Origin of the sequence: Emticicia sp., assembly GCF_043780375.1 — a bacterium.
Lineage (GTDB): Bacteria > Bacteroidota > Bacteroidia > Cytophagales > Spirosomataceae > Emticicia.
Genome location: NZ_JAYWCU010000095.1, coordinates 1 through 23,684 on the forward strand (window position 1 = coordinate 1; position 23,684 = coordinate 23,684).

Genomic DNA, 23,684 nt, shown 5'->3' on the forward strand with positions numbered 1-23,684 from the left:
ACCTTGTAATTTTGTCATGTGAGTAATGCCCGTCCACTAACATAGCTAAATCAGTTGCAGTTGCCTGTCCTTGATTTACTATCAAATAATCACTATACAAGTCAAATTCGGCTATTAGTTTCATGAATTTGATTAGATTTTGGTAAAATTGACAGTTTTTTGTAAATTTAAGCAGATATCTATAATACGGTACAAAAGGAATAAGTGAGGTAAATAAATTGTTGTTGTTGTGCAACCAAAACAACGCATTATGTACGCTCACCTATTGGACAAATTTAATCGGACCGCCGATGCGGGAAGGTCATCCAGAATGGCAAGAAGGATTGTTAAAAAATACGCTGCTCATGGTGGCTTTGATTTTAGACCGTCAAACCGTCTGTTTATGGAAATTAAAGGGAAGCGTTGGCAAGTTTTTGGGCAATACTCAAACAGATAGTCGTTCACATTATCAGCGTATCAAGCGTTGGTTTTGGAGTAGTTTAGAGCAAAAATACGTTTGGCTAATTTTATTAGAAACCTCAGCAGGTCTTCTAAAAAAAATGACAGAAATTATCATTATAGATGGTACTTCTTGGCAATGGGGCGGTCAGACGTACCACTTTCTAACATTGAGTATTCTTTACAAAGGCGTTGCTATTCCTATTTGGTGGATAGAGCTTGGGCGTTTAGGAATTAGCAACCAAAAACAGAGAAAAACATTACTTATAGGTGCTTTAAAGGTGTTAAAACTCTTAGGAAAAACACTAATAGGTGATAGAGAATATATAGGAAGTGTATGGCTAAAATACTTAAAAGACAGTGGATTGTCTTTTGTAATTAGGCTTAGAAATAAAAATTATAATGATGCTATTAACGCAACAGGTAAATCCATAGAAAAATTAGAAAAAAAAGCCAAAAAGCGAATTGGGCAAGCCTTTTTTAAGGATTTTGAACTTAATGGTGAATCTTATTTTTTTGTTCTTACAGCTTATAAAGATAGGAATGGAAAGATAGAAATACTACGATTAATAACGAGCTTAGCTTATGCAAATAAAGCCGTAGAGTTATATAAATTAAGGTATAGAATAGAATCATTATTCAAGCATTTGAAATCTAACGGATTTGATTTGGAAGCATTGCACTTGCAATCTTCTCGTAAGATTAAACTAATGATGGCTTTAATCGTTCTGGCATATACATTGTCTATAATTTACGGTTTAAAGGGTTATAAAAGGAAATACCCACCTTTAAAACACGGTTCCCCTGCTATGAGTGTTTTTAGAGTTGGTATTGAATTATGGCAAAATCACCTATCAAATTTTGTACTTTTCTTAGAAAAAGCACTTGAATATTTTAACAGTGTTTTTGAAAAGAAAAAATACTCCCTAAGCATAAATGTACCCTAATATAGCAGATATCACTACATAAAAGTTAATCTTGCGTAACTTAAGTGAATAAAACCTATTTCTATCCACAATATCAACGAATTTTGAAGAACAAGTAAGAACAGGTATGTTTTTTAGCTCTCATTTTTTACATTTGCTAACAAATTCAACCCCTTCTTAATCTTATGAAAAAATACTGCTACACAATCATTTTAGCTTTCTTTTCAGTCATTAGTTCTTTTGCTCAATCAACCAATACGCTTTGGTACAAACAACCTGCTCAATATTTTGAAGAAAGTTTGGTTTTGGGTAATGGAAAATTAGGTGCAACCGTTTTTGGCGGTGTAAATTCCGACAAAATTTACCTTAATGATGCCACGCTTTGGTCGGGCGGACCAGTCAATGCCAATATGAGTCCAGAAGCCTATAAAAATCTGCCTGCGATTCGTGAAGCCCTCAAAAATGAAAATTATAAATTAGCCGACCAACTTAACAAAAAACTGCAAGGAACATTCTCCGAATCGTTTGCTCCATTAGGAACAATGTTTATCAATAGTTCTTCCGAAGGAAACGCAACAAACTATTATCGAGAACTGAACATTTCAGAGGCTGTTTCAAAAGTTAGTTACGAAATTAATGGCGTAAAATTTACTCGAGAATATTTTGTTTCACAGCCAGACCAAATCATGGTTATTAAGCTCACCAGCAGTCAAAAAGGGGCTTTGAGTTTCGATATAAAATTCAATAGTTTACTTAAATATAAGATTACTGCGGTAAATAATACTTTCCAAGTAAAAGGCTACGCACCTACTCATGCTGAGCCAAGTTATCGAAAAAGCAACAACCCAGTAGTTTTTGATGAAACCAAAGGAACAAGGTTTACAACTTTGGCTAAAATCAAAAATACTGGTGGAGTAATCGTAAGCACCGACAGCACATTAGGTGTAAAAAATGCTACCGAAGCATTGATTTATGTATCAATTGCAACAAGTTTTAATGGTTTCGATAAAAATCCAGCAACCCAAGGCTTGAATGACAACGCCATTGCTTCGGCAAATTTAACGAAGGCTTTTGTCAAATCTTTTCAGCAAATCAAGCAAGCACATTTGCTTGACTATCAGCAATTTTTTAAGCGTGTAAGTTTAGATTTAGGAAAAACCACTGCTCCAAATTTACCAACCGACGAGCGGTTAAGACGCTACGCCAAAGGTGAAGAAGATAAAAATTTAGAGGTTTTGTATTTTCAATATGGCCGTTATTTGCTCATCAGTAGCTCACGCACGCTGGGCGTTCCAGCCAATTTGCAAGGAATATGGAATCCATATATTCGTCCTCCGTGGAGCAGTAATTATACGACGAATATCAATGCTGAAGAAAATTATTGGCTTGCCGAAAACACTAATTTGAGTGAAATGCACGCTCCAATGATGCGTTTTATTAAAAATATTGCCACAACTGGAAAAATTACGGCAAAAACATTCTACGGTGTAAACGGCTGGACGGCCGCCCATAATTCTGATATTTGGGCAATGAGTAATCCTGTTGGACAATTTGGGCAGGGTGGCACCAGTTGGGCAAACTGGAACATGGCGGGTGCGTGGTTGAGTACGCATTTGTGGGAACATTATGTATTTACACAAGACAAAAATTTCTTGAAAAATGAAGCCTATGACCTTATGCACGGAGCGGCACAGTTTTGTTTAGAATGGCTCGTAGAAGACAATAATGGGAAGCTAATTACCTCACCATCAACTTCTCCTGAAAATATCTTCATTGCTCCCGATGGCTACAAAGGGGCAACAATGTATGGAGGAAGTGCCGATTTAGCAATGATTCGTGAGTGTTTTGATAAGACCATCAAGGCTTCAAAAATATTGAATATTGATGCCGATTTCAGGGCAAAACTTGAGGATGCTTATGGAAGACTTTACCCTTATCAGGTTGGTAAAAAAGGTAATTTGCAGGAATGGTATTATGATTGGGAAGATGCCGAACCGCAACACCGCCACCAATCGCATTTATTTGGACTTTTTCCTGGAAACCACATTACACCACTCAAAACACCTGCTTTGGCAGATGCTTGTAGAAAAACGTTGGAAATAAAAGGTGATGAAACAACGGGTTGGAGCAAAGGTTGGAGAATCAATCTTTGGGCAAGGCTATGGGACGGTAATCATGCCTATAAAATGTACCGTGAATTGTTACACTACGTTGAGCCAGACGGTGTAAAAACCGATTATGTAAGAGGCGGTGGCACTTATCCAAACTTATTTGATGCTCACCCACCTTTTCAGATTGATGGAAATTTTGGCGGAGCAGCAGCCGTTGCCGAAATGCTCGTGCAATCTGACCAAGTGGAACGCCGCCCGACCGAAATTCGCTTACTTCCTGCACTACCAGATGTTTGGGAAAGTGGCTCAGTAAAAGGTATTTGTGCCAGAGGTGGTTTTGAGGTTTCATTGGACTGGAGCAATAAAACGCTCAAAAAACTAATAATTTTCTCAAAAAAAGGCGGAAAAACTACTTTAATTTCTGGTAATAAAACTAAGCAAATTTCATTGACTGCTGGGCAGAAGATGGTGATTGTTTGGTAAGGTTTATTTTTCAGTATTTGACAACTTTCTATAAGTTGTCAAATATTTTTATTGCTACAACTTGCTCCTTCTACACAATCACTTCCTCTAAAATCATTTTGGCAAAAATCTGTCAAAATATTAAAAAACTCTATTATATTTGATAGGTGATTATCCATCTAATTTAATCGCTTAAACCCCCAAACCATGAATAAACACCTTCTGACGCTCTTATTGTGCGTTTTTGGGGCTATTAATGCCCAATCGCAAGCCAATCAAACTCTGACAGAATCAACCAATTATTTTCTCAATACGCTCAATGCTGAGGAAACAAAAAAGACAGTGTATGACTTTAAAGATAGCCTTCGTTTCAAGTGGACGAATTTGCCTGTGGGCATGGTACCTCGACCAGGCATTGCCTATGGGTCACTTTCCGATAAAAGTCGAATGGCATTTCATCGGGTGCTTTCTGCCATGCTCAGTTCACAAGGCTATTTGAAAACCACCAGTATCATGCAATTAGATGATATTTTGAATACGCTTTATCAAACTATGTTTGACGAAAATAAAATCAATCAAAAAATGCTGACCCAAATGCAAAACCTAAAATGGGCTTATGGCAATTATTATATTTCTATTTGGGGAAAACCTAATGCAAAAACACCTTGGGGACTTAATTTTGGTGGACACCACATGGCATTAAGTCTTACTTCTGATGGTAAAAACATATCTATATCGCCCTACTTTATTGGTACTGACCCTTCGGAAGTAAAGTTTGGAAAATATTCGGGATTAAGGGTATTGAGCAAAGAAGAAGACTATGGTTTTATGCTCATCAATGCCCTTACAGATGCTCAAAAATCGGTGGCTATTCTCAAACAGGATGTTCCTAAAGACATTATCACTTCGCCACAGGCCAAACAACGCATTACAAGTTATTATGGCATTGCTGCCCAGCAATTTGACGAAACTCAAAAAGCAATTTTCAAAATGCTGATTCAAGAATATACCCACAATTTTGAACACGAAAAAGCTCATCAATTATTTAATAAAATCATGCAATCTGGCATCGAAAAGGTGTATTTTGCGTGGGTTGGTAGCATCGACAACAACAAACCGCATTATTACATCATCAATGGGCCTGATTTTTTGATTGAATATGACAACGTAGGTTTTCAAAATGATGGCAACCATATTCACGCAATTCTACGTGAAAAAGGAAACGATTTTGGTGAAGATATTTTGAAACAACATTACTTAGAATCAAAACATTGAATCAACTGAACTTGTTAAAGAATAGTTTTTTATCAAAAATAAACCCTAATCCAAATATGATTCGAATACTTAAAGTTCTTTGCTTAGGTTTACTTCTTTTTGGCAATATGAGTGTCAACGCTCAAGATTCACGCAGCAAAATGATTGCACGGGCTGCCGAACTTGCGTTAAAAACAGCACCGTATAAAGCCCCTCCAGGCGACGCACTTTCGCACCATACTTCTGGCTTTGCCAAAATAATGTGTTCGGCAGTTTTCATTACAGGACTAAAGCCTGACTTTGCCGCCGAAAATGTGGGCTATTTTTCAAGCCCTTATGCTGAGCGTGCCAAAGTAGGTAAACCCATTATTGATTATAATAAAAAAACTGTTTCGATTACGTTGCCCAATAGTGTTACTCGTACTGCTATTTATACTGGCGACCAAGGCTGTGTAACTTTACCCGAAGGTCGTAATTCGTTATACTACAAACCCATAAAAGTTCCTCGTAACTTACCCAATGCCGCTACAACTCCGTGGCCAATGGGTGATGTATTACCAAGCAACCCCACGCCTTCCGAAATTGACATGGCAAAGGTTGAACAGGCAGTTAATGCGGCTTTTGATACTGCGGACGCCCAAACAGCGGCTTTTGTGGTCACTTACAAAGGTAGAATTATTGGTGAACGCTACGCCGAAGGCATCACCAAAGATACGCCATTAGAAAGTTGGTCAATGGGCAAAAGTCTTTCAGCTACAATTTTGGGGATTCTAATCCGACAAGGTGTTTATACTTTAGAACAACCTGCCCCCATTCCGCAATGGCAAGGCAAGGGCGATGACCGAGCAAAAATCAGAATAATGGACATTATGCACATGTCCAGTGGCTTGTATTGCAGAGCTCCTCAAGACCCCGACTATGACCCAGCTTTGGGTTACCCAGACCATTTATACTTATACACTGATGCGGGCAATTCGTTTGAATATGCAGCCAATTTACCTCAACAATGGCTACCAAACACCATTGGTCGTTACCGTAATTCTGACCCAGTTCTGACAAATTACCTTAATCGCTTAGGAATAGAAAAATTGAAAAGAAACTATCATACTTTTCCTCAACAAGCCTTATTTGACAAAATTGGCGTTCGAACAATGATTATGGAAACCGACCCTTATGGCAATTTTCTGACACAGGGATATGAATTTGCTTCAGGACGAGATTGGACTCGGTTGGGAAATTTGTATTTACAAGACGGCGTTTGGAATGGTGACCGCATTTTACCCGAAGGGTTCACAAAGTTTGTTAGTACACTCGCCGAACCTTGGGTAGCCGACGGACGACCAATCTATGGCGGTTTATTTTGGATAAACGGTGATGCAGCTCGCCCCATTCCGAAAGATGCCTATATGATGTTGGGTGCAGGAGGTCAATCAGTAACAATTATTCCTTCACACGATTTGGTGGTCGTTCGCCTTGGACATTATAAAGGTGCTAAAGCAGGTGATATTGCCTTAAACAAAGCCTATTCTATATTAATGGACGCTATTCCTGCGAAAAAGAAATGATGAAGCGAACAAGCTTCCAAAATATTTTTTTAGCATTCGAATGATTTGGAGCAAACAAGCCAACATTTACTAAAATCAATAAAACTAAAAAATCGACAAATAAAACAAAAACCAACTATGAAAAAAATTACACTTACCAGTATTCTCCTTGGACTATTTATTAGTTTACTTTCAACTCATGCGTATGCACAAGATGAAGAAGCTGGAAGGAATGCAAAAGTTGAACCACAATACACCAAAGAGATAGACCAATTAATCAAGAATAAGCAAATACAAAAGGCTTTTCAGTCAATTGAAGCACAAAACAAACGGAATCGTGAAGAGCTTATTATGCTTACCGAGATTCCTGCACCTCCGTTTATGGAAGACAAACGAGCGGCTCGTTTCGCTTCGATGCTCAAAGAAGCAGGGGCTGATTCGGTATGGATTGACAAAGCAGGAAATGTCATTGCTTTACGCAAAGGAATAAAAGGCAAAAGTCGTGTGGGGTTTGATGCTCACTTAGACACTGTATTCCCACAGGAAACGAATGTAAAAGTAAAAATAAAAGGCGATACTTTGTTTGCCCCAGGCATTGGTGACGATACAAGGGGCTTGGTCATGGTCGCTTCTGTTTTGAGGGCATTGGAAGAAGCAAAAATAGAAACCCAATCCGATATTTTCTTTATCGGCTCGGTTGGAGAGGAAGGACTTGGCGATTTAAGGGGAGTAAAGCATCTTTTCGGTAACCAAAGTCCCCAAATAAATTCGTGGATTTCGATTGACGGAGGAGATATTGGACGAGTAAACACAATGGGGCTGGGGTCTTACCGCTATCGTATTACCTTCAAGGGCCCCGGTGGACACTCTTGGGGAGCATTTGGTTTGGCAAACCCCCAGCACGCATTGGGTTCGGCTATTCATTACTTTTCAAAGGCGGCCGATAAGTTTACCAGAACTGGGGCTCGTACAAGCTATAATGTAGGAAGAATTGGCGGTGGTACTTCGGTCAACTCTATTGCTTTTGAATCTTGGATGGAAGTAGATATGCGTTCAGAATTTCCAGGAAATCTCAATCAAGTTGATTCGATCTTAAAAGCTTCGGTTCAACAAGCTTTACAAGAACACAATGCCATGAAAAGAATAGGACCTGCACTCACAGTTGACGTGATAAAAATTGGAGATCGTCCTTCTGGTGAGTTAGCAGAAAATCTTCCTTTAATTCAGCGGTCAATGGCAGCCGTAGCCTCTTTTGGCGTTTCTCCAAAAATTTCACGTGGTTCTACCAATTCAAACATTCCTATATCAAAAGGCATTCCTGCGGTTACAATAGGTCGAGGTGGTAAATCAGGGAATGCCCATGCATTAAATGAATGGTGGTACGATGATGAAGGATATAAAGCGATTCAATTGGCTTTATTGACTCTTATTGCTGAAGCAGGCATGGTAAACCCTTGATTTAAAAAAATATTTCAGTGACTGATACCAATTATTATTTTTGCTATTTCTATTCTGAGATATTTCAAGATGTATCAAAATGTCATCATAAGTATAATTTTATCTAACAATGCTATACTCGTCCATCAAAATGACAAAAAAATTCCTATTAACTATCACCGCAATCATGCTGGTAGGATGCGTCTATTCTCAACCAAACATTAATTCTAAAAAGAATACGAATGGAACAAAGTCTATCAATGTCACAGAATTAACGGTCGCCCAAGTCCACTCATCCTATAAAAAAGGTACATTTACGAGTCAAGAATTGGTAGCGACTTACATAGACCGTATCCAAAAATTTGATAAACAAATCAACTCAATCACGCGTATAAATCCACAAGCGATGGCAATTGCCAGAGCCTTGGACGAAGAATACAAAAAAACCAAAGTACTGCGACCGCTGCACGGAATTCCGCTCATTGTGAAAGACAATATCCAAACCAAAGGGCTTACAACGGCGGCGGGAGCCATCGCATTGAAGGGTTTTATTCCCAATGCAGATGCTTTTGTCATTGATAAATTGGTAAAAGCTGGTGCTATCGTTATTGCCAAATCCAATATGGCGGAATGGGCTTTTACACCTTATCATTCGGTTAGCTCTACGCACGGTGAAACGCTAAATCCGTATAATTTAGCACACGTTCCTGCGGGTTCGAGCGGGGGAACGGGGGCTTCGGTCGCCGCTAATTTTGGTACTGTTGGTTTGGGAACGGATACGGGAAATTCAATTCGAGGCCCTTCTTCTCATTGTTCGCTGGTGGGTTTTAGAACAACATTGGGCTTGATTAGTCGAGCTGGAATTGTCCCACTTTATCTAAGAAATGACGTGGTGGGTCCGATGTGTCGAACGGTAGAAGATGCAACAAGGGTGATGGAAATCATGGTCGGTTACGACCCAAAAGATGCCCTAACAAAATATTCAGATGGTAAGGGAATGAAAAATTATACTCAATTTCTGCAAAAAAATGGACTAAAAGGTGCGAGAATTGGCGTACTTCGAGAACTCAGTGAAGCAAATCCAGACCCTGAAATTAAAGCATTATTTGAAAAAGCATTGTTAGATATGAAATCTATGGGTGCTATCATTATTGACACGGTGACTGTGCCAGACTTTTCAAACCTGCGAAAAAACCAATGGTGTGCCGAGTTTAGAGCCGATATTGAATCTTACCTCTCTACATACGTGAAAAGTGATACCTTGAAGACTTTGGAAGATATTATTCGAATAGGTACAAAAACCAAAGAAGTAGCCGATAGATTGAACAGTAATGCAAAAAACAAAGGAAGGGCAGTAAATCCTGAAATTGAATGTTTGGACGCTTATACCGATGCAAGACGAGTTGCCTTTCGCAAAGCCATTGAAGACCAGATGGATAAATTGAATTTGGATGCTCTTGTATATCCAACTTGGAATAACAAACCGGCTGAAGTCAATTCTTATTTAAAGGATTACAAAGGTGATAACAGCCAAATTATTGCTCCTCACACAGGTCAACCAGCTTTTACCATTCCAATGGGTTTCTCATCGGGAAACTTACCCGCAGGAATTCAATTTTTGGGTAGAATGTATGCCGAGCCTACCTTAATCAAATTGGTTTACTCTTACGAACAGGGAACAAAGCACCGAGTGCCACCAACTATCAAAAACTAAAACAAAATGACAAAAAAACTGCTTTTGACTATCGCAGCAATGATGCTGGTAGGATTTACCTATTCACAATCAACTCAACGCCCCGACTTTCTAAAAAAAGACAGTATTCAGTCGTCTTTAGATAAAAACACCCAGGTTTTTTATTACGATAAATCTACGGCTTCCAAACCAAAACCTTTGGTAGTTGAGCTACATTCTTGGAGCAATTCGGCCGATTCGCAGAAAGATATACTTGCCGAACAAGCCCATGCTAAAAGCTGGAATTACATTTTTCCAAATTTCAGAGGTGTAAACAACCACCCAAAAGCCTGTTGCAGTGAATTTGTCATTGCCGACATAGACGAAGCCATTGATTGGGCTTTAAAAAATATGAATGTCGATAAAAAGAATATTTATGTGGTGGGAAATAGCGGCGGCGGCTACGCAACGATGGCAATGTATATGAAATCTCGACATAATATTCGGGCATTTTCGGCGTGGTCGTCTATTTCTGACTTGGCAACTTGGTACGAAGAGTCGGTAGAAAGAAAAAATAAGTATGCTACCGAAATCATTCAATGCACAGGAGCAAATGGTGTTTTTGATGACCAAAAAGCAAGAGAACGCTCGCCTTTGTTTTGGGAAACCCCTCTCAAAAAACGTAAAAAGAGTAGTTTACAAATTTATGCAGGCATTCATGACGGTTACACGGGTTCAGTGCCGATTTCACAATCTATTAAGTTTTACAACAAACTTTTGATAGATGCCAACGAAACGGATGATACTCGCTATGTATCGGCAGAAGATGCTAACACAATGCTCAAAACACAGACTTTTCCCGTAAAAAAAACGATAAAAACGATAGATAATCGAGCAATTTTGTACCAAAAATCTTCCAAGAAAATTACGTTAACCATTTTTGAAGGTACACATGAAATATTAAAAAATGTTGCATTAGATTTGATTGATGATTTATAAAAAGGATTTCGTAAATTGCTTTTCAAAACTTACCCAATCAACAACCTAAACTCTATTATGATAAAAAAAACTTTTCACTATCTAATTATTTTGCTCTTTTTGAGTAATTTCACTATTGCTCAACAAGCTAAAGTCAGTTCTTCATCAACATTCGATCCCTCAATTTATGAAGGAATGAAATGGCGAGAATTAGGCCCTTTTCGGGGAGGACGTTCTTGCACGGTTACTGGCGTGAAAGACAAACCCAATTTATACTACTTCGGTGCAGTTGGCGGAGGCGTTTGGCGTTCTACTGACGCAGGACAAACTTGGGGAAACATTTCTGACAATTATTTTGGTGGAACAATCGGAGCCATTGCCGTTGCCGAAAGTGACCCAAATGTAATTTTTGTTGGAGAAGGCGAACAAACATTACGTAATAATGTTGCTTCTGGCTCTGGAATGTGGAAATCAATGGATGCAGGAACTACTTGGAAGAATATAGGTTTAACCGACTCTAAACATATTGCTCGCATTCGTATTCATCCAAAAAACCCTGACTTGGTTTATGTAGCTGCCATGGGGAATTTATGGAAACCAAACGAAACGAGAGGTATTTTTCGTAGCAGTGATGGTGGACAAACTTGGAAGAAGATTTTATACATCAACGACCAAGCAGGAGCAGCCGATTTGGTACTTGACCCAAATAACCCTCGTATTATGTATGCCAGTATATGGAACATGAAACGCAACGGTTATCGCATGGATAGTGGTGGACCCGATTCTAAACTTTGGAAAAGCACCGATGGCGGCGAAACTTGGGAAAACCTTTCCGATAAACAAGGTATGCCCAAAGGTATCAATGGTATTATTGGCGTTACGATTTCTCCCAAAAATTCCAATCGGGTGTGGGCAATCATCGAAAATCAAGAAGCAGGCGGTGTTTATCGCTCAGACGATGCGGGTAAAACTTGGGCAAAAATCAATCAAGACCGGGCTTTATTGCAAAGAGCTTGGTATTATTGCCGCATTTATGCCGATTCACAAAACGAAGATTTAGTTTATGTGATGAATGTAAGTTATGGCATCTCGAAAGATGGTGGCAAAACATTTGAATTGAAAAATGCCCCGCACGGCGACCATCACGACCTTTGGATTGACCCCGACAATAACCAACGAATGATAATTGGAGACGACGGTGGGGCTCAAGTATCGAATGATGGTGGTAATAACTGGACAACTTATCATAACCAACCAACAGCACAATTCTATCGAGTTTCTACCGATAACTTTTTCCCCTACCGCATTTATGGGGCTCAACAAGATAACTCAAGCGTTAGGATTTCACACCGCTCTACTGGTAATGCTATCACCGAAAAAGATTGGATGGCTCTCGCAATAGGCGAAAGTGCCCATTTAGCTCCCGACCCTTTGAACAGCGATGTTGTTTTTGGTGGAGATTACAAGGGTTATATGACTATGCAAGACATCGCTACAGGGCAAGAACGCTCCACAAACGTATATCCCGACCTTCCAGCAGGTTCGGGTGCAGAGGTAATGAAATATCGCTTCAACTGGAATTACCCTGTATTTTTTAGTCCTCATAACCCTAAAAAACTGTATGCTTGCTCTAACTATTTACACGTAAGCTATAATGGTGGCGAAAGTTGGGAAGTTGTTAGTGCCGATTTGACAAGAGGCGAACCCGAAACCATCAAATCTTCGGGCGGGCCCATTACGCAAGATAATACTGGTGCAGAATATTATGCCAATATTTTTGCCGCAACCGAATCGCCTTATAATGAAGGTGAAATTTGGACTGGGTCGGACGATGGTTTCGTAAATGTAACTACTGATGGCGGGAAAAACTGGAAAAATGTTACGCCACCTATGTCACCAAAGTTTAATATGATTAATGCCGTGGAAGTAAATCCATTTGTAAAAGGTGGGGCTTATATTGCCGCTACTTCTTACAAATTTGGAGATTATACACCTTATATCTACAAAACTTTAGATTACGGAAAAACTTGGACGGTTATTACCAAAAATATTCCAAAAGAAGAATTTGTGCGAGTGGTGAGAGCTGACCCAAAACGTAAAGGTTTACTTTATGCAGGAACAGAAAAAGGTATATGGGTATCGTTTGATGATGGTGAAAACTGGCAGAAATTACAACTCAATTTACCACCTGTGCCGATACATGACTTAGCTATAAAAAATGATAATCTTATCGCAGCTACGCATGGACGCAGTTTTTGGCTCATTGATGACCTTACTCCATTACATCAACTCAACAACGAAATTGCTTCAAAGGAAACAATTTTGTATAAACCAATGCCTACCTATCGCATGGCAGGAAGCAACCGAAGAGAGACTAATTTAGAAGGAGAAAATCATCCTAATGGTGTAATGATTCATTATTTTCTCAAAAAATTTGATGAAAAAACAGAAGTTAAAATTGATATTTTAGAAAGCGATGGTGATACTATTCGCACTTTTAGCAACAAGGCAAAGGAAAAAGTCAATTTATTAACAGTAAAAGCTGGTGGTGGTCGCTTTGTTTGGGACATGCGTCATCTGGGCTATAAAACTTTCCCCGGAATGGTATTTTATGGTTCACCAAATTTGGGGCCAAGAGCGATTCCTGGTAAATATCAAATCAGGCTCACAGTAAATGGGCAATCTCAAACCCAAGAATTTGAGATTCTCAAAGACCCACGTTTGAAAACTACCCAAGAAGAGTTTCAAGCACAATTTGATTTTTTGATGAAAGTACGCAACAAGGTAACAGAAGTAAATGAAGGCATTATTAATATCCGAAAAATTAAAGAAGACCTAACGTATTTGAAAAACAAAATGGGCGATAACCCCAAAAATAAAGATATAAATGACGCTATCAAGAAATTTGAAAATGAACTCAAAACGATTGAAAACGACATCCATGAAACCAAAAACAATAGTGTGCAAGACCCTCTCAATTATGGAATAAAGCTCAATAACCGACTTGCCCACTTGATGATTGAACAAGCACAAGGTGATTTTCGCCCAACTAAACAAGGTGAAGAAGTAAGAGAAAAATTGACTCAAGAAGTGGATAAAGAAATAAGTAAACTCCGAAACTGTATTGATAATAACCTTATTAAAATTAATCAAATGGCAAGAGAGAAAGGAACATTATTTGTAAATTAATCTAAATGCTACTTTCAAAACTTCTTCTAAAATGCTTTGGTAAAATATCTTACCAAAGCATTTTTAATTTCAATTCTCATTTTTCTACAATTTAATTTTGATATAATTCATTCTGGGAATTCCATTCTGGGAACGTTCCCGATAACGATTGCATAAAATTACATTCTTCAAAAATTGATTTCTTGCCCTAATAAAGATAGATTTAGAATTCATTTATTCTTTTCTTTCTATTTCAACCTTAAATATCAATTTCCAAAGTTCAATAAACCTAACTAAAAATTATGAAAAAAACATATATTTTATCGGCTTTAAAAGTGATTCTGATTTTATTTATGCTACCCTATTTGGCATCTTCTCAAATAGGCAAGCGGTTTCCATCAGAACGTAAAGTTATAAAAGACCCTCTTACTGGTACGTTGCTCACGTTTTTAACAAGCACCCCCCAAGGCGATTCCAAAATTTATCAAACACATAACCAATGGACGTCCGACGGGCAATGGTTGATATTCCGAAGCAACAGAGTAAAAGGGGAAGCAATGGCTGTTAATGAAAAAACTGGAGATATTGTGCAGGTAACCGAAGGTGGATTTACGGGTATGTTGAATATCGCCCGCAAATCAATGAAATTGTATTTTTTTAGAGACCCAGAAACAGACTCAACAAAACGTAGAAATAGCAATTCTATGCAAGTAGTAGAAGTGAACCTTGAAAAATTGTTTGCTGATAGCAAGGCAGGTACCTTAAAATCAGCATCAGTGTATCAGCGAGTTTGTGGTACTACACCAAAAGAGTTAGGAGCAGGAGGCGATATGGCATTAGATGGCGATGAAGAATGGGCGTATTTCCGCATAGGGAAAGAAGAAGCTGCAAGGCATTTGCCGAAGGATACTAAACTCGAAACTGCATTCGGACCAAGAAATATGGGAGCAGGTCCAGCAGGAATAGGAGCGATGAATATTAATACAGGTGAAACCAAACATGTAATATCTGTTCCCTTTCAGGTGGGTCATATACAGACTAATCCTTGGGTAGCAGGTGAAATTGTTTTTTGCTGGGAAACTGGTGGTAAATCTCCACAACGTACTTGGACAGTAATGGCAGATGGTACTGGACTACGTCCTTTATATCCCGAAGCAGATTATGAATGGGTAACACACGAAGCGGTTACGGGTAAAGACGAAGTTGCCATTGCAATTATGGGACATCGAAAAGTTGCTGGTACTAATAAAACTGTGGCAGAAGGTACTTCGGTAAGTGGTGCCAACCCTGGACAGGAAGCTAACTGGGGGCCATCAGGCACCAGAGAAAAACCAACTGGATTGGGCATTGTAAATCTTCGTACAAGAGAAATGATAATAGTAGGTCAAACAAAAAGTGGCAGTGGTCTTTGGCATGTCAGTGCTTCGTCTGATGGAAGATGGGCGGTGGGAGATGATTTTGCAAGAAATATTTATTTGATTGACCGCAATACAAGTGAAATGATGCTACTTTCATCAGGGCATAAAACAACCGCAGCCGACCATCCACACCCAACTATGAGTCCCGATGGAACAAAAATACAAATACAATCAGCCATGCTTTCAACAGACAACCGGTCTATGAATATTTGTATAATACCTGTACCAGAAGAGTGGTTAATTCGTAAGCAAACGAAAAAACAGTAACCAGAGCAAATGGTCATTGGATGCTGAAACTAAATAAAATCGTGGTAGGTGGTTCATTTAGAACTGATAGTTTTTGATAAGGAAAACTTTATAAAGTCAGCAACATCACGGCTATAATTGGCTGTTTGCCTATTATTACTCAATTGTTAATGCTACTCAGCATTATGAAAAATCAATTTTTGTGAGTCAGTTCAAAAACATGGCATAATCTTAAAATACTTTGGCAAAAATATATTGCCAAAGTATTTTAATGCTGTTTCTCAATTTTCTACAATTAATCTCTCCTAAAATCCATTTCGGGAATTCCATTCTGGGAATTCCATTCTGGGAATTCCATTCTGGGAATTCCATTCTGGGAACGTTCCCGATAACGATTGCATAAAATTACCTCTCCAAAAAATTGATTTCCAGAAAGAATTAGGGTAGATTTAAGTTTCTTTTAAAGAAATATTCAACCTGATTCTATGAAAAACACCTTTGTGGTAGGCATTATTTTGTGCTTATCACTCGCTTCTTTCGCCCAAGTAAGTATTAAAATCGACCCAAAACTCGAACAAAAAATCATTTCTCCCTATTTATATGGTAGAAATAACTCTCTTTCTACCGACCCTGGTAAAGTTTTAAATATTAATTGGACACTATTAAAAGATGCTGGAGTTACGTTTTTCAGAGAAAATGGCGGAAATAATGCGACCAAATACAATTGGCGAAGAAAATTGTCGAGCCACCCAGACTGGTACAATAATGTTTATGCCAACGATTGGAGTAGTGCCGCCAAAGCCCTTCAAAGCAATATACCCTCAGTTCAAGGAATGTGGGGCTTTCAGTTAAGTGGTAAAGCAGCCAAGACAAACGCAGCCAATTTTGATGATTGGGGCTACAATAAATCGCAATGGTGGGAAGGCGTAAATCAGAATTTAGCTGGTGGTGGCACATCTAATAAAATAGGGTCAAAAGCAGCTGTTGAAGGCAATACAAGTCTATATTTAGAAAACTGGACGGCAGACTCTACTGTTGGTATTCTCAATAATTGGTTTGGTAGTTTAGCACTTGATAAGTCAAAACTTCAATACTGGAACATGGACAATGAACCAGAAATTTGGAGTGGCACGCACGACGACCTCTTTTCAACTCAACCATCTGCTGAGGAATTTATGCAGAAGTATTTTGCTGTTGCCAAGAAAGCCCGTGCTGCTTATCCTGCCATTAAATTAGTTGGGCCAGTTACCGCCAACGAATGGCAATGGTACAGATGGGGTTCGGCAAATATTACTGAAGGTGGTAAAACCTATCCATGGCTCGAATTTTTTATTAAACGCATCGGTGAAGAGCAAAAAGCAAGCGGTTTAAAACTCTTAGATGTATTGGATATTCATTATTATCCATCAAGCAAAGTTGCATCGGAAGTTGTACAATACCATCGAGTTTTCTTTGATAAAAACTATGTTTACCCCGAAGCAAATGGCGTAAGAACCATCAATGGTGGCTATGATAACGCCCAAACAAAAGAGTATATCTTTACGAGATGTAACGAATGGTTAGAGAAGTATTTAGGAACAAATCATGGCATAAAATTGGGTTTAACCGAGTCAGGAATTGCACTTACTGACCCTAATGCAGTAGCAGTTTGGTATGCCTCAACTTTGGGTGAATTCATGAAAAACGAAGTCGAAATTTTCACACCGTGGAGCTGGAGCGTAGGAATGTGGGAAACACTACATTTATTTAGTCGTTATAACAAAACAATTAGCATTAGAGGACAATCATCTGAGGAAGAGTTTGTTTCTTCTTACCCAACTATCAATGCAAAAAAAGATTCTATGACAGTCGTTTTAGTCAATCGCTCTACAACTGCGACAAAAAACACAACTTTGAGCTTTGATAATTTTATAATCAGCGATAAAAACACTAAATCACTGACTATCAAAAACTTACCAACAACTGAAACCTTCATTTCGCATACGCAAAATGCTTTGGCGAGTACCAATCTGGCAGTTTTAGATAATTCGATTGCTGTTTCCTTGCCTCCCTTGTCTATTACTTCGATACAACTTACTGGTAAAGCGGAGAATTATATGGCGGTTGTATTGGCAAATGAGCAATCACAACCAAATAAAGATTTCAAGATTTTCCCCAATCCAAGCCAAGAGATATTAGAACTCAATATTGAAGGAAATATTCAGGTTTTCGATGCAAACGGACGAGAAATAAAGGTACTCCAAGAAGGAGAAAAGATAAGAATCAAAGATTTAAACGAAGGCACTTATTTCATTAAAGTTACCAACAAAAAAGGAGAAGTTTTCAGCAAGAAATTTATAAAAAATTAGAAAGACTGGATTTCAACCTGACAGCGATTTTGGCAAATAAAGACATTTGTTAATTTTGAAGAAAATAATATTTCGATACAAATTTGGTAGATTAAATCGCAAACACGGTCCGTTCTATCACTAAAATATTTCTCGAACCTAACAGTTTTCAAACCATTTAACCAAATTTACATTGAAAAAAATATTCCATTTTCTACTGATTGTTTTTGTTTCCTTGCAAAGTTTTTCCCAAAAACAAAGCAACGAAAAAACAATAATTAATGTTGATTTTAATAAAAATGTAGGCGAAATGTATCCATTTTGGGCATTCTTTGGAGCAGACGAACCAAATTATGCTTATATGAAAGATGGCAAAAAGCTGCTTTCCGAATTATCGGCTATGAGTCCAGTCCCTGTCTTTTTTAGAGCTCACAATTTATTAACTTCTGGACATGATACCCTTAATTTAAAATGGGGTTCGACCAACGTTTATACCGAAGATGCCAAAGGAAACCCAGTTTATGATTGGACAATCGTTGATAAAATCTTCGATACTTATCTCCAACGTGGCATCAAACCTTTGGCTCAATTTAGTTTTATGCCCGAAGCTCTTTCTACAAAACCACAACCTTATGAGCATCATTGGCAACCTGGAATGCCTTATGATAAGGTTTATACAGGCTGGACATACCCTCCAAAAGACTATAAAAAATGGGCAGATTTGGTGTATGAATGGGTTAAACATTCGGTAGCAAGATATGGTAAAACTGAAGTAGAAAGTTGGTATTGGGAACTTTGGAACGAACCCAATATTGGCTATTGGAGCGGAACGGTACAAGAATACTGCAAATTATATGATTACACAGCCGATGCTGCTAAACGAGCTTTACCAACAATCAGAATGGGCGGTCCAGAAACCACCGGCCCAAGTTGGGTGAAAGCAGCTGATTTTCTGAAAACATTCTTAAAACACTGTGAATCAGACACTAATTACGTAACAGGAAAAATTGGTTCGCCACTTGATTTCATTAGTTTTCATGCCAAGGGTTCACCAAAAATCGTGGACGGTCACGTGCAAATGAACATGGGAACGCAATTGAGAGATATTTCGGAAGGATTTAAAATTGTTACTTCTTTTCCTAAATTCAAAAATTTACCAATTATTATCGGCGAATCTGACCCCGAAGGCTGTGCGGCTTGTGGTATGAAAACAAACCCTCAAAATGCTTACCGAAATGGCACCATGTATTCGAGTTATACTGCCGCTTCTTTTGCTCGAAAATATGCCCTTGCCGATTATTTTAAAGCAAATCTTTTGGGTGCTGTGAGTTGGTCTTTTGAGTTTGAAAATCAACCTTATTTCTACGGTTTTCGTGATTTGGCGACTAATGGCATCGACAAACCTGTATTAAATGTTTTCCGAATGTTTGGGATGATGTCGGGCAAACGTGTAGAGGTAAAAGGTAATCAAAATTATAATTTTACGATGATACGTGATTCAAGTGTCAGAGGCAAAAATGCCGATATTGATGCTCTTGCCAGTAAAGATGCTCGCTCAGCATCGGTCATGCTTTGGCATTATCACGATGATGATGTAACGACAGAAAATGCCAATATTGAAGTAGATTTGAAAGGTTTACAAGCAAAAACTGTCAATTTTCATCATTATCGCATTGACAATGAAAATAGTAATTCTTATGAAGTTTGGAAAAAGATGGGTTCGCCAGAGAATCCAACGAAAGAACAAATTGTACTCTTGGAAAAAGCGGGACAATTGACATTATTGACATCGCCAAGCTATTTAAAAACTAATAATGGCGAATTAAAACTCAATGTTTCATTACCTCGACAAGGCGTTTCTTTACTAAAATTTGATTGGTAGAAACACCGTGTAAGTACAGGAAAGAAATTTTACTTTCAAGGTCTAATTTTGATAAAAACAGTGTAAATAATTTTAAGAAAATGCACCGATTAGCACTAAAAATGAAACTTCACGCTGGAAAAGCAGAAGAATACAAACGCCGCCACGACGAACTGTGGGACGATGTAAAACAATTATTAAAAGATTCTACAGTAAGCGATTATTCAATTTTTTTGGATGAAGAAACGAATATGCTTTTCGCTACTTTAAAAGTCGAAGATTTAGAAAAGTTTGCTCAAATTCCACATCAACTCGTCATCAAACGTTGGTGGGCATACATGTCTGATATTATGGAAACCAACTCCGACAATTCACCAGTTAGTATGAATCTAAAAGATGTCTTTTATTTAGCTTAATAAAATCGACCGACCAAAGTCGATAATTTTTACTTTATTTTCATAGGAACTATGTGTTTTACCTCAAAAATATTTCAAAAATTATTCTTTTTAGCCGCATTTTGCAGCATAAATTTAACTTTTGCCCAAGTACAAGCACCTGCTTCTACTTTGCATTCGGAAACATTGCATACGGCAAAACCCGATTATCCAACTTCCTATTCCAGCCCGAAAATTGAAGATATTACCCAAGTTTTGGGTCGAGTCCGTAGCTATTTAGATGCCGTTACACCCACAAAAGTTATCAACAAGTTCACGAAAGAAGAAATCATTGATTTCACTAAAATTGATTCAAATGCAACCGTTTATCGTGGCGATTTTAGTTTAACAAGCTACGAGTGGGGTGTAACTTATGCTGCAATGCTGGCAGCGGGAAAAGCAACAGGCGACCCACTTTTTACACAATATGCGACACAACGCATCAATTTTTTGGCTGACTTAGCCCCAATTATCAAGTCTAAATTTAAGATTAGTCCAACAATGCCTTTGCGTCAGGTTTTATCACCACACGCATTGGATGATTGCGGAGCAGTTTGTGTGTCTATGATAAAAGCCTCTCGTGATGGACTTGTAAAAAGTAGCGTTCGCCCTTTGATTGATAATTACATTAATTATATATATACCAAAGAATATCGTTTGGCGGATGGTACTTTGGCCCGAAATCGACCTTTACCCAACACAATATGGCTTGATGATATGTTTATGGGTGTTCCTGCTTTGGCACAAATGGGCAAGCTCACAGGAGATAAAAAATATTATGATGAAGCCGTGAAGCAAATTTTGCAGTTTTCTAAGCGAATGTTTAACAAAAATTTAGGCTTGTTTATGCATGGTTGGGTAGAAAGCATGGAAACGCACCCCGAATTTCACTGGGGTAGAGCCAATGGCTGGGCAATTTTAACAATGGTCGAAGTTTTAGATGTTTTACCAAAAAACTATAAAGGTCGTGCCGAAATCTTAGCTCTCTACAAAGCACACGCCAAAGGTTTAGCCGCTCTACAAACAGGTACAGGTTTTTGGCACCAATTACTTGATAAAAACGATACTTATTTAGAAACTTCGGCAACGGCAATTTATACTTATTGTATTGCTAAAGGCATAAACCAAGGTTGGCTCGATGCCGCCACTTACGGCCCAATGACTTTATTGGCATGGAATGCCATCGCCACCAAAGTAAGCGAAAAAGGGCAAGTAGAAGGTGTTTGTGTGGGTACAGGCATGGGCTTTGAGCCTGCGTTTTATTATTATCGACCTGTCAATGTGTATGCTGCACATGGCTATGGCTCAGTGCTATTTGCAGGAGCTGAAGTAATTAACCTTTTGAAAAACAAAAAATTTGCTTTAAATGATAGTGCAATTATGTTGAGTAAATAAAACAGAACCCATAAAGAAGAACTCTTAGTTTGACTAACATGAAACCAAAAAACTATTAAAAACATTTAAAATTCTATTCAAAAATGAACGCTAAAAAAGTATTTTTCTTTTTAACAGTCCTTGTTTTAAACTTCCCTCCTGAGGGTACTTTCGCCCAAAAACCCTATTCCATACAAATGGCCGAATCTTTTATGACATGGCACAAAGATTCCATTGCTGTAAAAGAAGGCAAACCTGCTGGTTGGGACTATGAGCAAGGTTTAATGCTCAAATCTCTCGAAAAAGTATGGTATCGCACAGGGGATGCCAAGTATTTTGAGTATATCCGTAAAGATTTGGATAGATATGTACAAAAAGATGGCAGTATTCGTACCTATAAATACGATGATTTTAATTTGGATAATGTTCCAACTGGTCGAGCTTTATTGATGCTTTCGCAACAATCGCAACCTGACAAAGAGAAGTATAAAAAAGCAGCCGACTTACTATGGAAACAAATCGAAAATCAACCAAAAACCAATGAAGGCGGTTATTGGCACAAAAAACGTTATCCTTACCAAATGTGGCTCGATGGGCTTTTCATGTGTGAGCCTTTTGCAGCCGAATATAGCAAGATTTTCAATAAATCTGAGCATTTCAATGATATTGCCAAGCAATTTGCTTTGATTGAAAAATACGCCGTTGATACCAAAACGGGCTTAGTCTATCATGGTTACGATGAAAGTAAAGAACAAAAATGGGCAGATAAAAAAACTGGTCTTTCGCCACATTTTTGGAGTCGTGCCATTGGTTGGTACGCAATGGCATTAGTCGATGTGCTTGATTATTTTCCTGAAAACCACCCAGAAAGAGCAAATCTTATCAAATATTTACAACGCCTCGCTCCTGCTTTGGTAAAATACCAAGATGCAAAATCGGGGGTTTGGTACCAAATGACTTCACAAGGCAATCGTAAAGGCAATTATCTTGAGGCATCGGGTTCGGAAATGTTTGTTTATACACTCGCCAAAGGTTTTCGCAAAGGTTATTTACCTGCAATTTATTTATCTGCCGCCAAAAAAGGTTATGCTGGAATATTGAAAGAATTTATAAAAAAAGAAGCTAATGGTACAATCAGCATTAACAAAACCGTAAGTGTGGGCGGTTTGGGTGGAACGCCTTACCGTGACGGTAGCTACGAATATTATTTGAGCGAGCCGATTCGTAAAAACGATTTGAAAGGTGTTGGACCATTTATTTTTGCGAGTGTAGAAATGGAAATCTCTGCCGAAAATAGTCTTGGGAAAGGCAAAACGGTTGCCGTTGACAATTACTTCAATCATGAATTTAGAAAAGATTTGAACGGAAATCAAGAGCCTTTCCATTATACTTGGGAAGACCGCCAGCACTCAGGCATCTGGGTTTGGGGACAAATTTTCAATGAATTAGGAGCAAAAACCACAACTATTTCGGCTGCTCCAACTGCAAAAAGCCTAAAAGGAGTAGATGTTTACATAATAGTTGACCCTGATACAAAGAAAGAAACAGCGAGTCCAAATTTTATACAAAAACCTGATATTCAACAAATTAGCAATTGGGTAAAAGCAGGAGGCACGCTAATAATGATGGCAAATGATACTGCCAATTGCGAGATTCCTCATTTTAATGAGTTAGCAAAAGCATTTGGTGTTGAGTTTACCAATAAAAGCCGAAACATGGTGCAAGGCACACAATGGGAACAAGGTCGTTTGGATATTCCTACGGGTAATCCTGTTTTTAAAAATACTAAAACCGTCTATATAAAAGAGTTAGTAACGCTTCATGTAAAATCTCCAGCCAAAGCAATTTTAACCCAAGGTGGTGATAACATTATTGCAACTGCGAAAGTTGGCAAAGGAAGTGTATTTATCGTAGGCGACCCTTGGCTTTACAACGAATATACCGATGGAAGAAGAATTCCTATTATTTATGAAAATTTTAGTGCGGCTAAAGATTTAGCTAAATGGTCGCTCCAAGTAAAATGACAAAATTAAC

General features: G+C 38.3%; 14 protein-coding genes. All 14 read left to right on the forward strand.

Annotation, left to right across the window (positions count from 1 at the left end; translation table 11 throughout):
- Positions 1-290: 290 nt before the first annotated feature.
- The 14 genes from ACH2CJ_RS07010 (at position 291) to ACH2CJ_RS07075 (ending at position 23,674) form a co-directional block, all read left to right on the forward strand.
- The gene (locus ACH2CJ_RS07010) at positions 291-1,385 is read left to right on the forward strand and encodes a transposase (RefSeq protein WP_394991584.1); all 1,095 of its coding nucleotides are present in this window, start codon (positions 291-293) and stop codon (positions 1,383-1,385) included.
- 164 nt (positions 1,386-1,549) lie between these two features.
- Positions 1,550-3,958 (forward strand): glycosyl hydrolase family 95 catalytic domain-containing protein, encoded by a 2,409-nt coding sequence (locus ACH2CJ_RS07015; RefSeq protein ID WP_394991586.1) that lies wholly within the window; start codon positions 1,550-1,552, stop codon positions 3,956-3,958.
- A 186-nt stretch (positions 3,959-4,144) separates the two neighbouring features.
- On the forward strand, positions 4,145-5,212 hold the full coding sequence (locus ACH2CJ_RS07020; protein ID WP_394991588.1) for a DUF3500 domain-containing protein: 1,068 nt from the start codon (positions 4,145-4,147) through the stop codon (positions 5,210-5,212).
- A gap of 56 nt (positions 5,213-5,268) precedes the next feature.
- Positions 5,269-6,756: a serine hydrolase domain-containing protein gene (locus tag ACH2CJ_RS07025; RefSeq protein WP_394991590.1), complete on the forward strand. Its 1,488-nt coding sequence runs from the start codon at positions 5,269-5,271 to the stop codon at positions 6,754-6,756.
- Between the two features lie 117 nt (positions 6,757-6,873).
- Positions 6,874-8,193 (forward strand): M20/M25/M40 family metallo-hydrolase, encoded by a 1,320-nt coding sequence (locus tag ACH2CJ_RS07030; RefSeq protein ID WP_394991592.1) that lies wholly within the window; start codon positions 6,874-6,876, stop codon positions 8,191-8,193.
- A gap of 130 nt (positions 8,194-8,323) precedes the next feature.
- Positions 8,324-9,886, forward strand: coding sequence for an amidase (locus tag ACH2CJ_RS07035; RefSeq protein ID WP_394991594.1), 1,563 nt, complete (start codon positions 8,324-8,326; stop codon positions 9,884-9,886).
- 6 nt (positions 9,887-9,892) lie between these two features.
- On the forward strand, positions 9,893-10,843 hold the full coding sequence (locus ACH2CJ_RS07040; RefSeq protein ID WP_394991596.1) for an alpha/beta hydrolase family protein: 951 nt from the start codon (positions 9,893-9,895) through the stop codon (positions 10,841-10,843).
- A gap of 57 nt (positions 10,844-10,900) precedes the next feature.
- Positions 10,901-14,011: a glycosyl hydrolase gene (locus ACH2CJ_RS07045; RefSeq protein WP_394991598.1), complete on the forward strand. Its 3,111-nt coding sequence runs from the start codon at positions 10,901-10,903 to the stop codon at positions 14,009-14,011.
- Positions 14,012-14,292: 281 nt separating this feature from the next.
- Entirely contained in the window at positions 14,293-15,675 is a 1,383-nt protein-coding gene (locus ACH2CJ_RS07050) for a hypothetical protein (protein ID WP_394991599.1), read from the forward strand.
- A gap of 464 nt (positions 15,676-16,139) precedes the next feature.
- The gene (locus tag ACH2CJ_RS07055; protein WP_394991601.1) at positions 16,140-18,002 is read left to right on the forward strand and encodes a glycoside hydrolase family 44 protein; all 1,863 of its coding nucleotides are present in this window, start codon (positions 16,140-16,142) and stop codon (positions 18,000-18,002) included.
- A gap of 172 nt (positions 18,003-18,174) precedes the next feature.
- Entirely contained in the window at positions 18,175-19,863 is a 1,689-nt protein-coding gene (locus ACH2CJ_RS07060) for a beta-xylosidase (protein ID WP_394991603.1), read from the forward strand.
- 80 nt (positions 19,864-19,943) lie between these two features.
- Positions 19,944-20,258 carry an L-rhamnose mutarotase gene (gene rhaM / locus ACH2CJ_RS07065; RefSeq protein WP_394991604.1) on the forward strand — a complete coding sequence of 105 codons (315 nt, stop codon included), beginning with the start codon at positions 19,944-19,946 and terminating at the stop codon, positions 20,256-20,258.
- Between the two features lie 51 nt (positions 20,259-20,309).
- Positions 20,310-21,671, forward strand: coding sequence for a glycoside hydrolase family 105 protein (locus ACH2CJ_RS07070; RefSeq protein WP_394991605.1), 1,362 nt, complete (start codon positions 20,310-20,312; stop codon positions 21,669-21,671).
- A gap of 83 nt (positions 21,672-21,754) precedes the next feature.
- Positions 21,755-23,674: a DUF4350 domain-containing protein gene (locus ACH2CJ_RS07075; RefSeq protein WP_394991606.1), complete on the forward strand. Its 1,920-nt coding sequence runs from the start codon at positions 21,755-21,757 to the stop codon at positions 23,672-23,674.
- Positions 23,675-23,684 lie beyond the last annotated feature (10 nt).

Bases quoted from the DNA above. Each gene is read 5' to 3' on its own strand.
- ACH2CJ_RS07010 (WP_394991584.1), top strand. From the start codon at position 291: ATGCGGGAAGGTCATCCAGAATGGCAAGAAGGATTGTTAAAAAATACG.
- ACH2CJ_RS07015 (WP_394991586.1), top strand. From the start codon at position 1,550: ATGAAAAAATACTGCTACACAATCATTTTAGCTTTCTTTTCAGTCATT.
- ACH2CJ_RS07020 (WP_394991588.1), top strand. From the start codon at position 4,145: ATGAATAAACACCTTCTGACGCTCTTATTGTGCGTTTTTGGGGCTATT.
- ACH2CJ_RS07025 (WP_394991590.1), top strand. From the start codon at position 5,269: ATGATTCGAATACTTAAAGTTCTTTGCTTAGGTTTACTTCTTTTTGGC.
- ACH2CJ_RS07030 (WP_394991592.1), top strand. From the start codon at position 6,874: ATGAAAAAAATTACACTTACCAGTATTCTCCTTGGACTATTTATTAGT.
- ACH2CJ_RS07035 (WP_394991594.1), top strand. From the start codon at position 8,324: ATGACAAAAAAATTCCTATTAACTATCACCGCAATCATGCTGGTAGGA.
- ACH2CJ_RS07040 (WP_394991596.1), top strand. From the start codon at position 9,893: ATGACAAAAAAACTGCTTTTGACTATCGCAGCAATGATGCTGGTAGGA.
- ACH2CJ_RS07045 (WP_394991598.1), top strand. From the start codon at position 10,901: ATGATAAAAAAAACTTTTCACTATCTAATTATTTTGCTCTTTTTGAGT.
- ACH2CJ_RS07050 (WP_394991599.1), top strand. From the start codon at position 14,293: ATGAAAAAAACATATATTTTATCGGCTTTAAAAGTGATTCTGATTTTA.
- ACH2CJ_RS07055 (WP_394991601.1), top strand. From the start codon at position 16,140: ATGAAAAACACCTTTGTGGTAGGCATTATTTTGTGCTTATCACTCGCT.
- rhaM (WP_394991604.1), top strand. From the start codon at position 19,944: ATGCACCGATTAGCACTAAAAATGAAACTTCACGCTGGAAAAGCAGAA.
- ACH2CJ_RS07070 (WP_394991605.1), top strand. From the start codon at position 20,310: ATGTGTTTTACCTCAAAAATATTTCAAAAATTATTCTTTTTAGCCGCA.
- ACH2CJ_RS07075 (WP_394991606.1), top strand. From the start codon at position 21,755: ATGAACGCTAAAAAAGTATTTTTCTTTTTAACAGTCCTTGTTTTAAAC.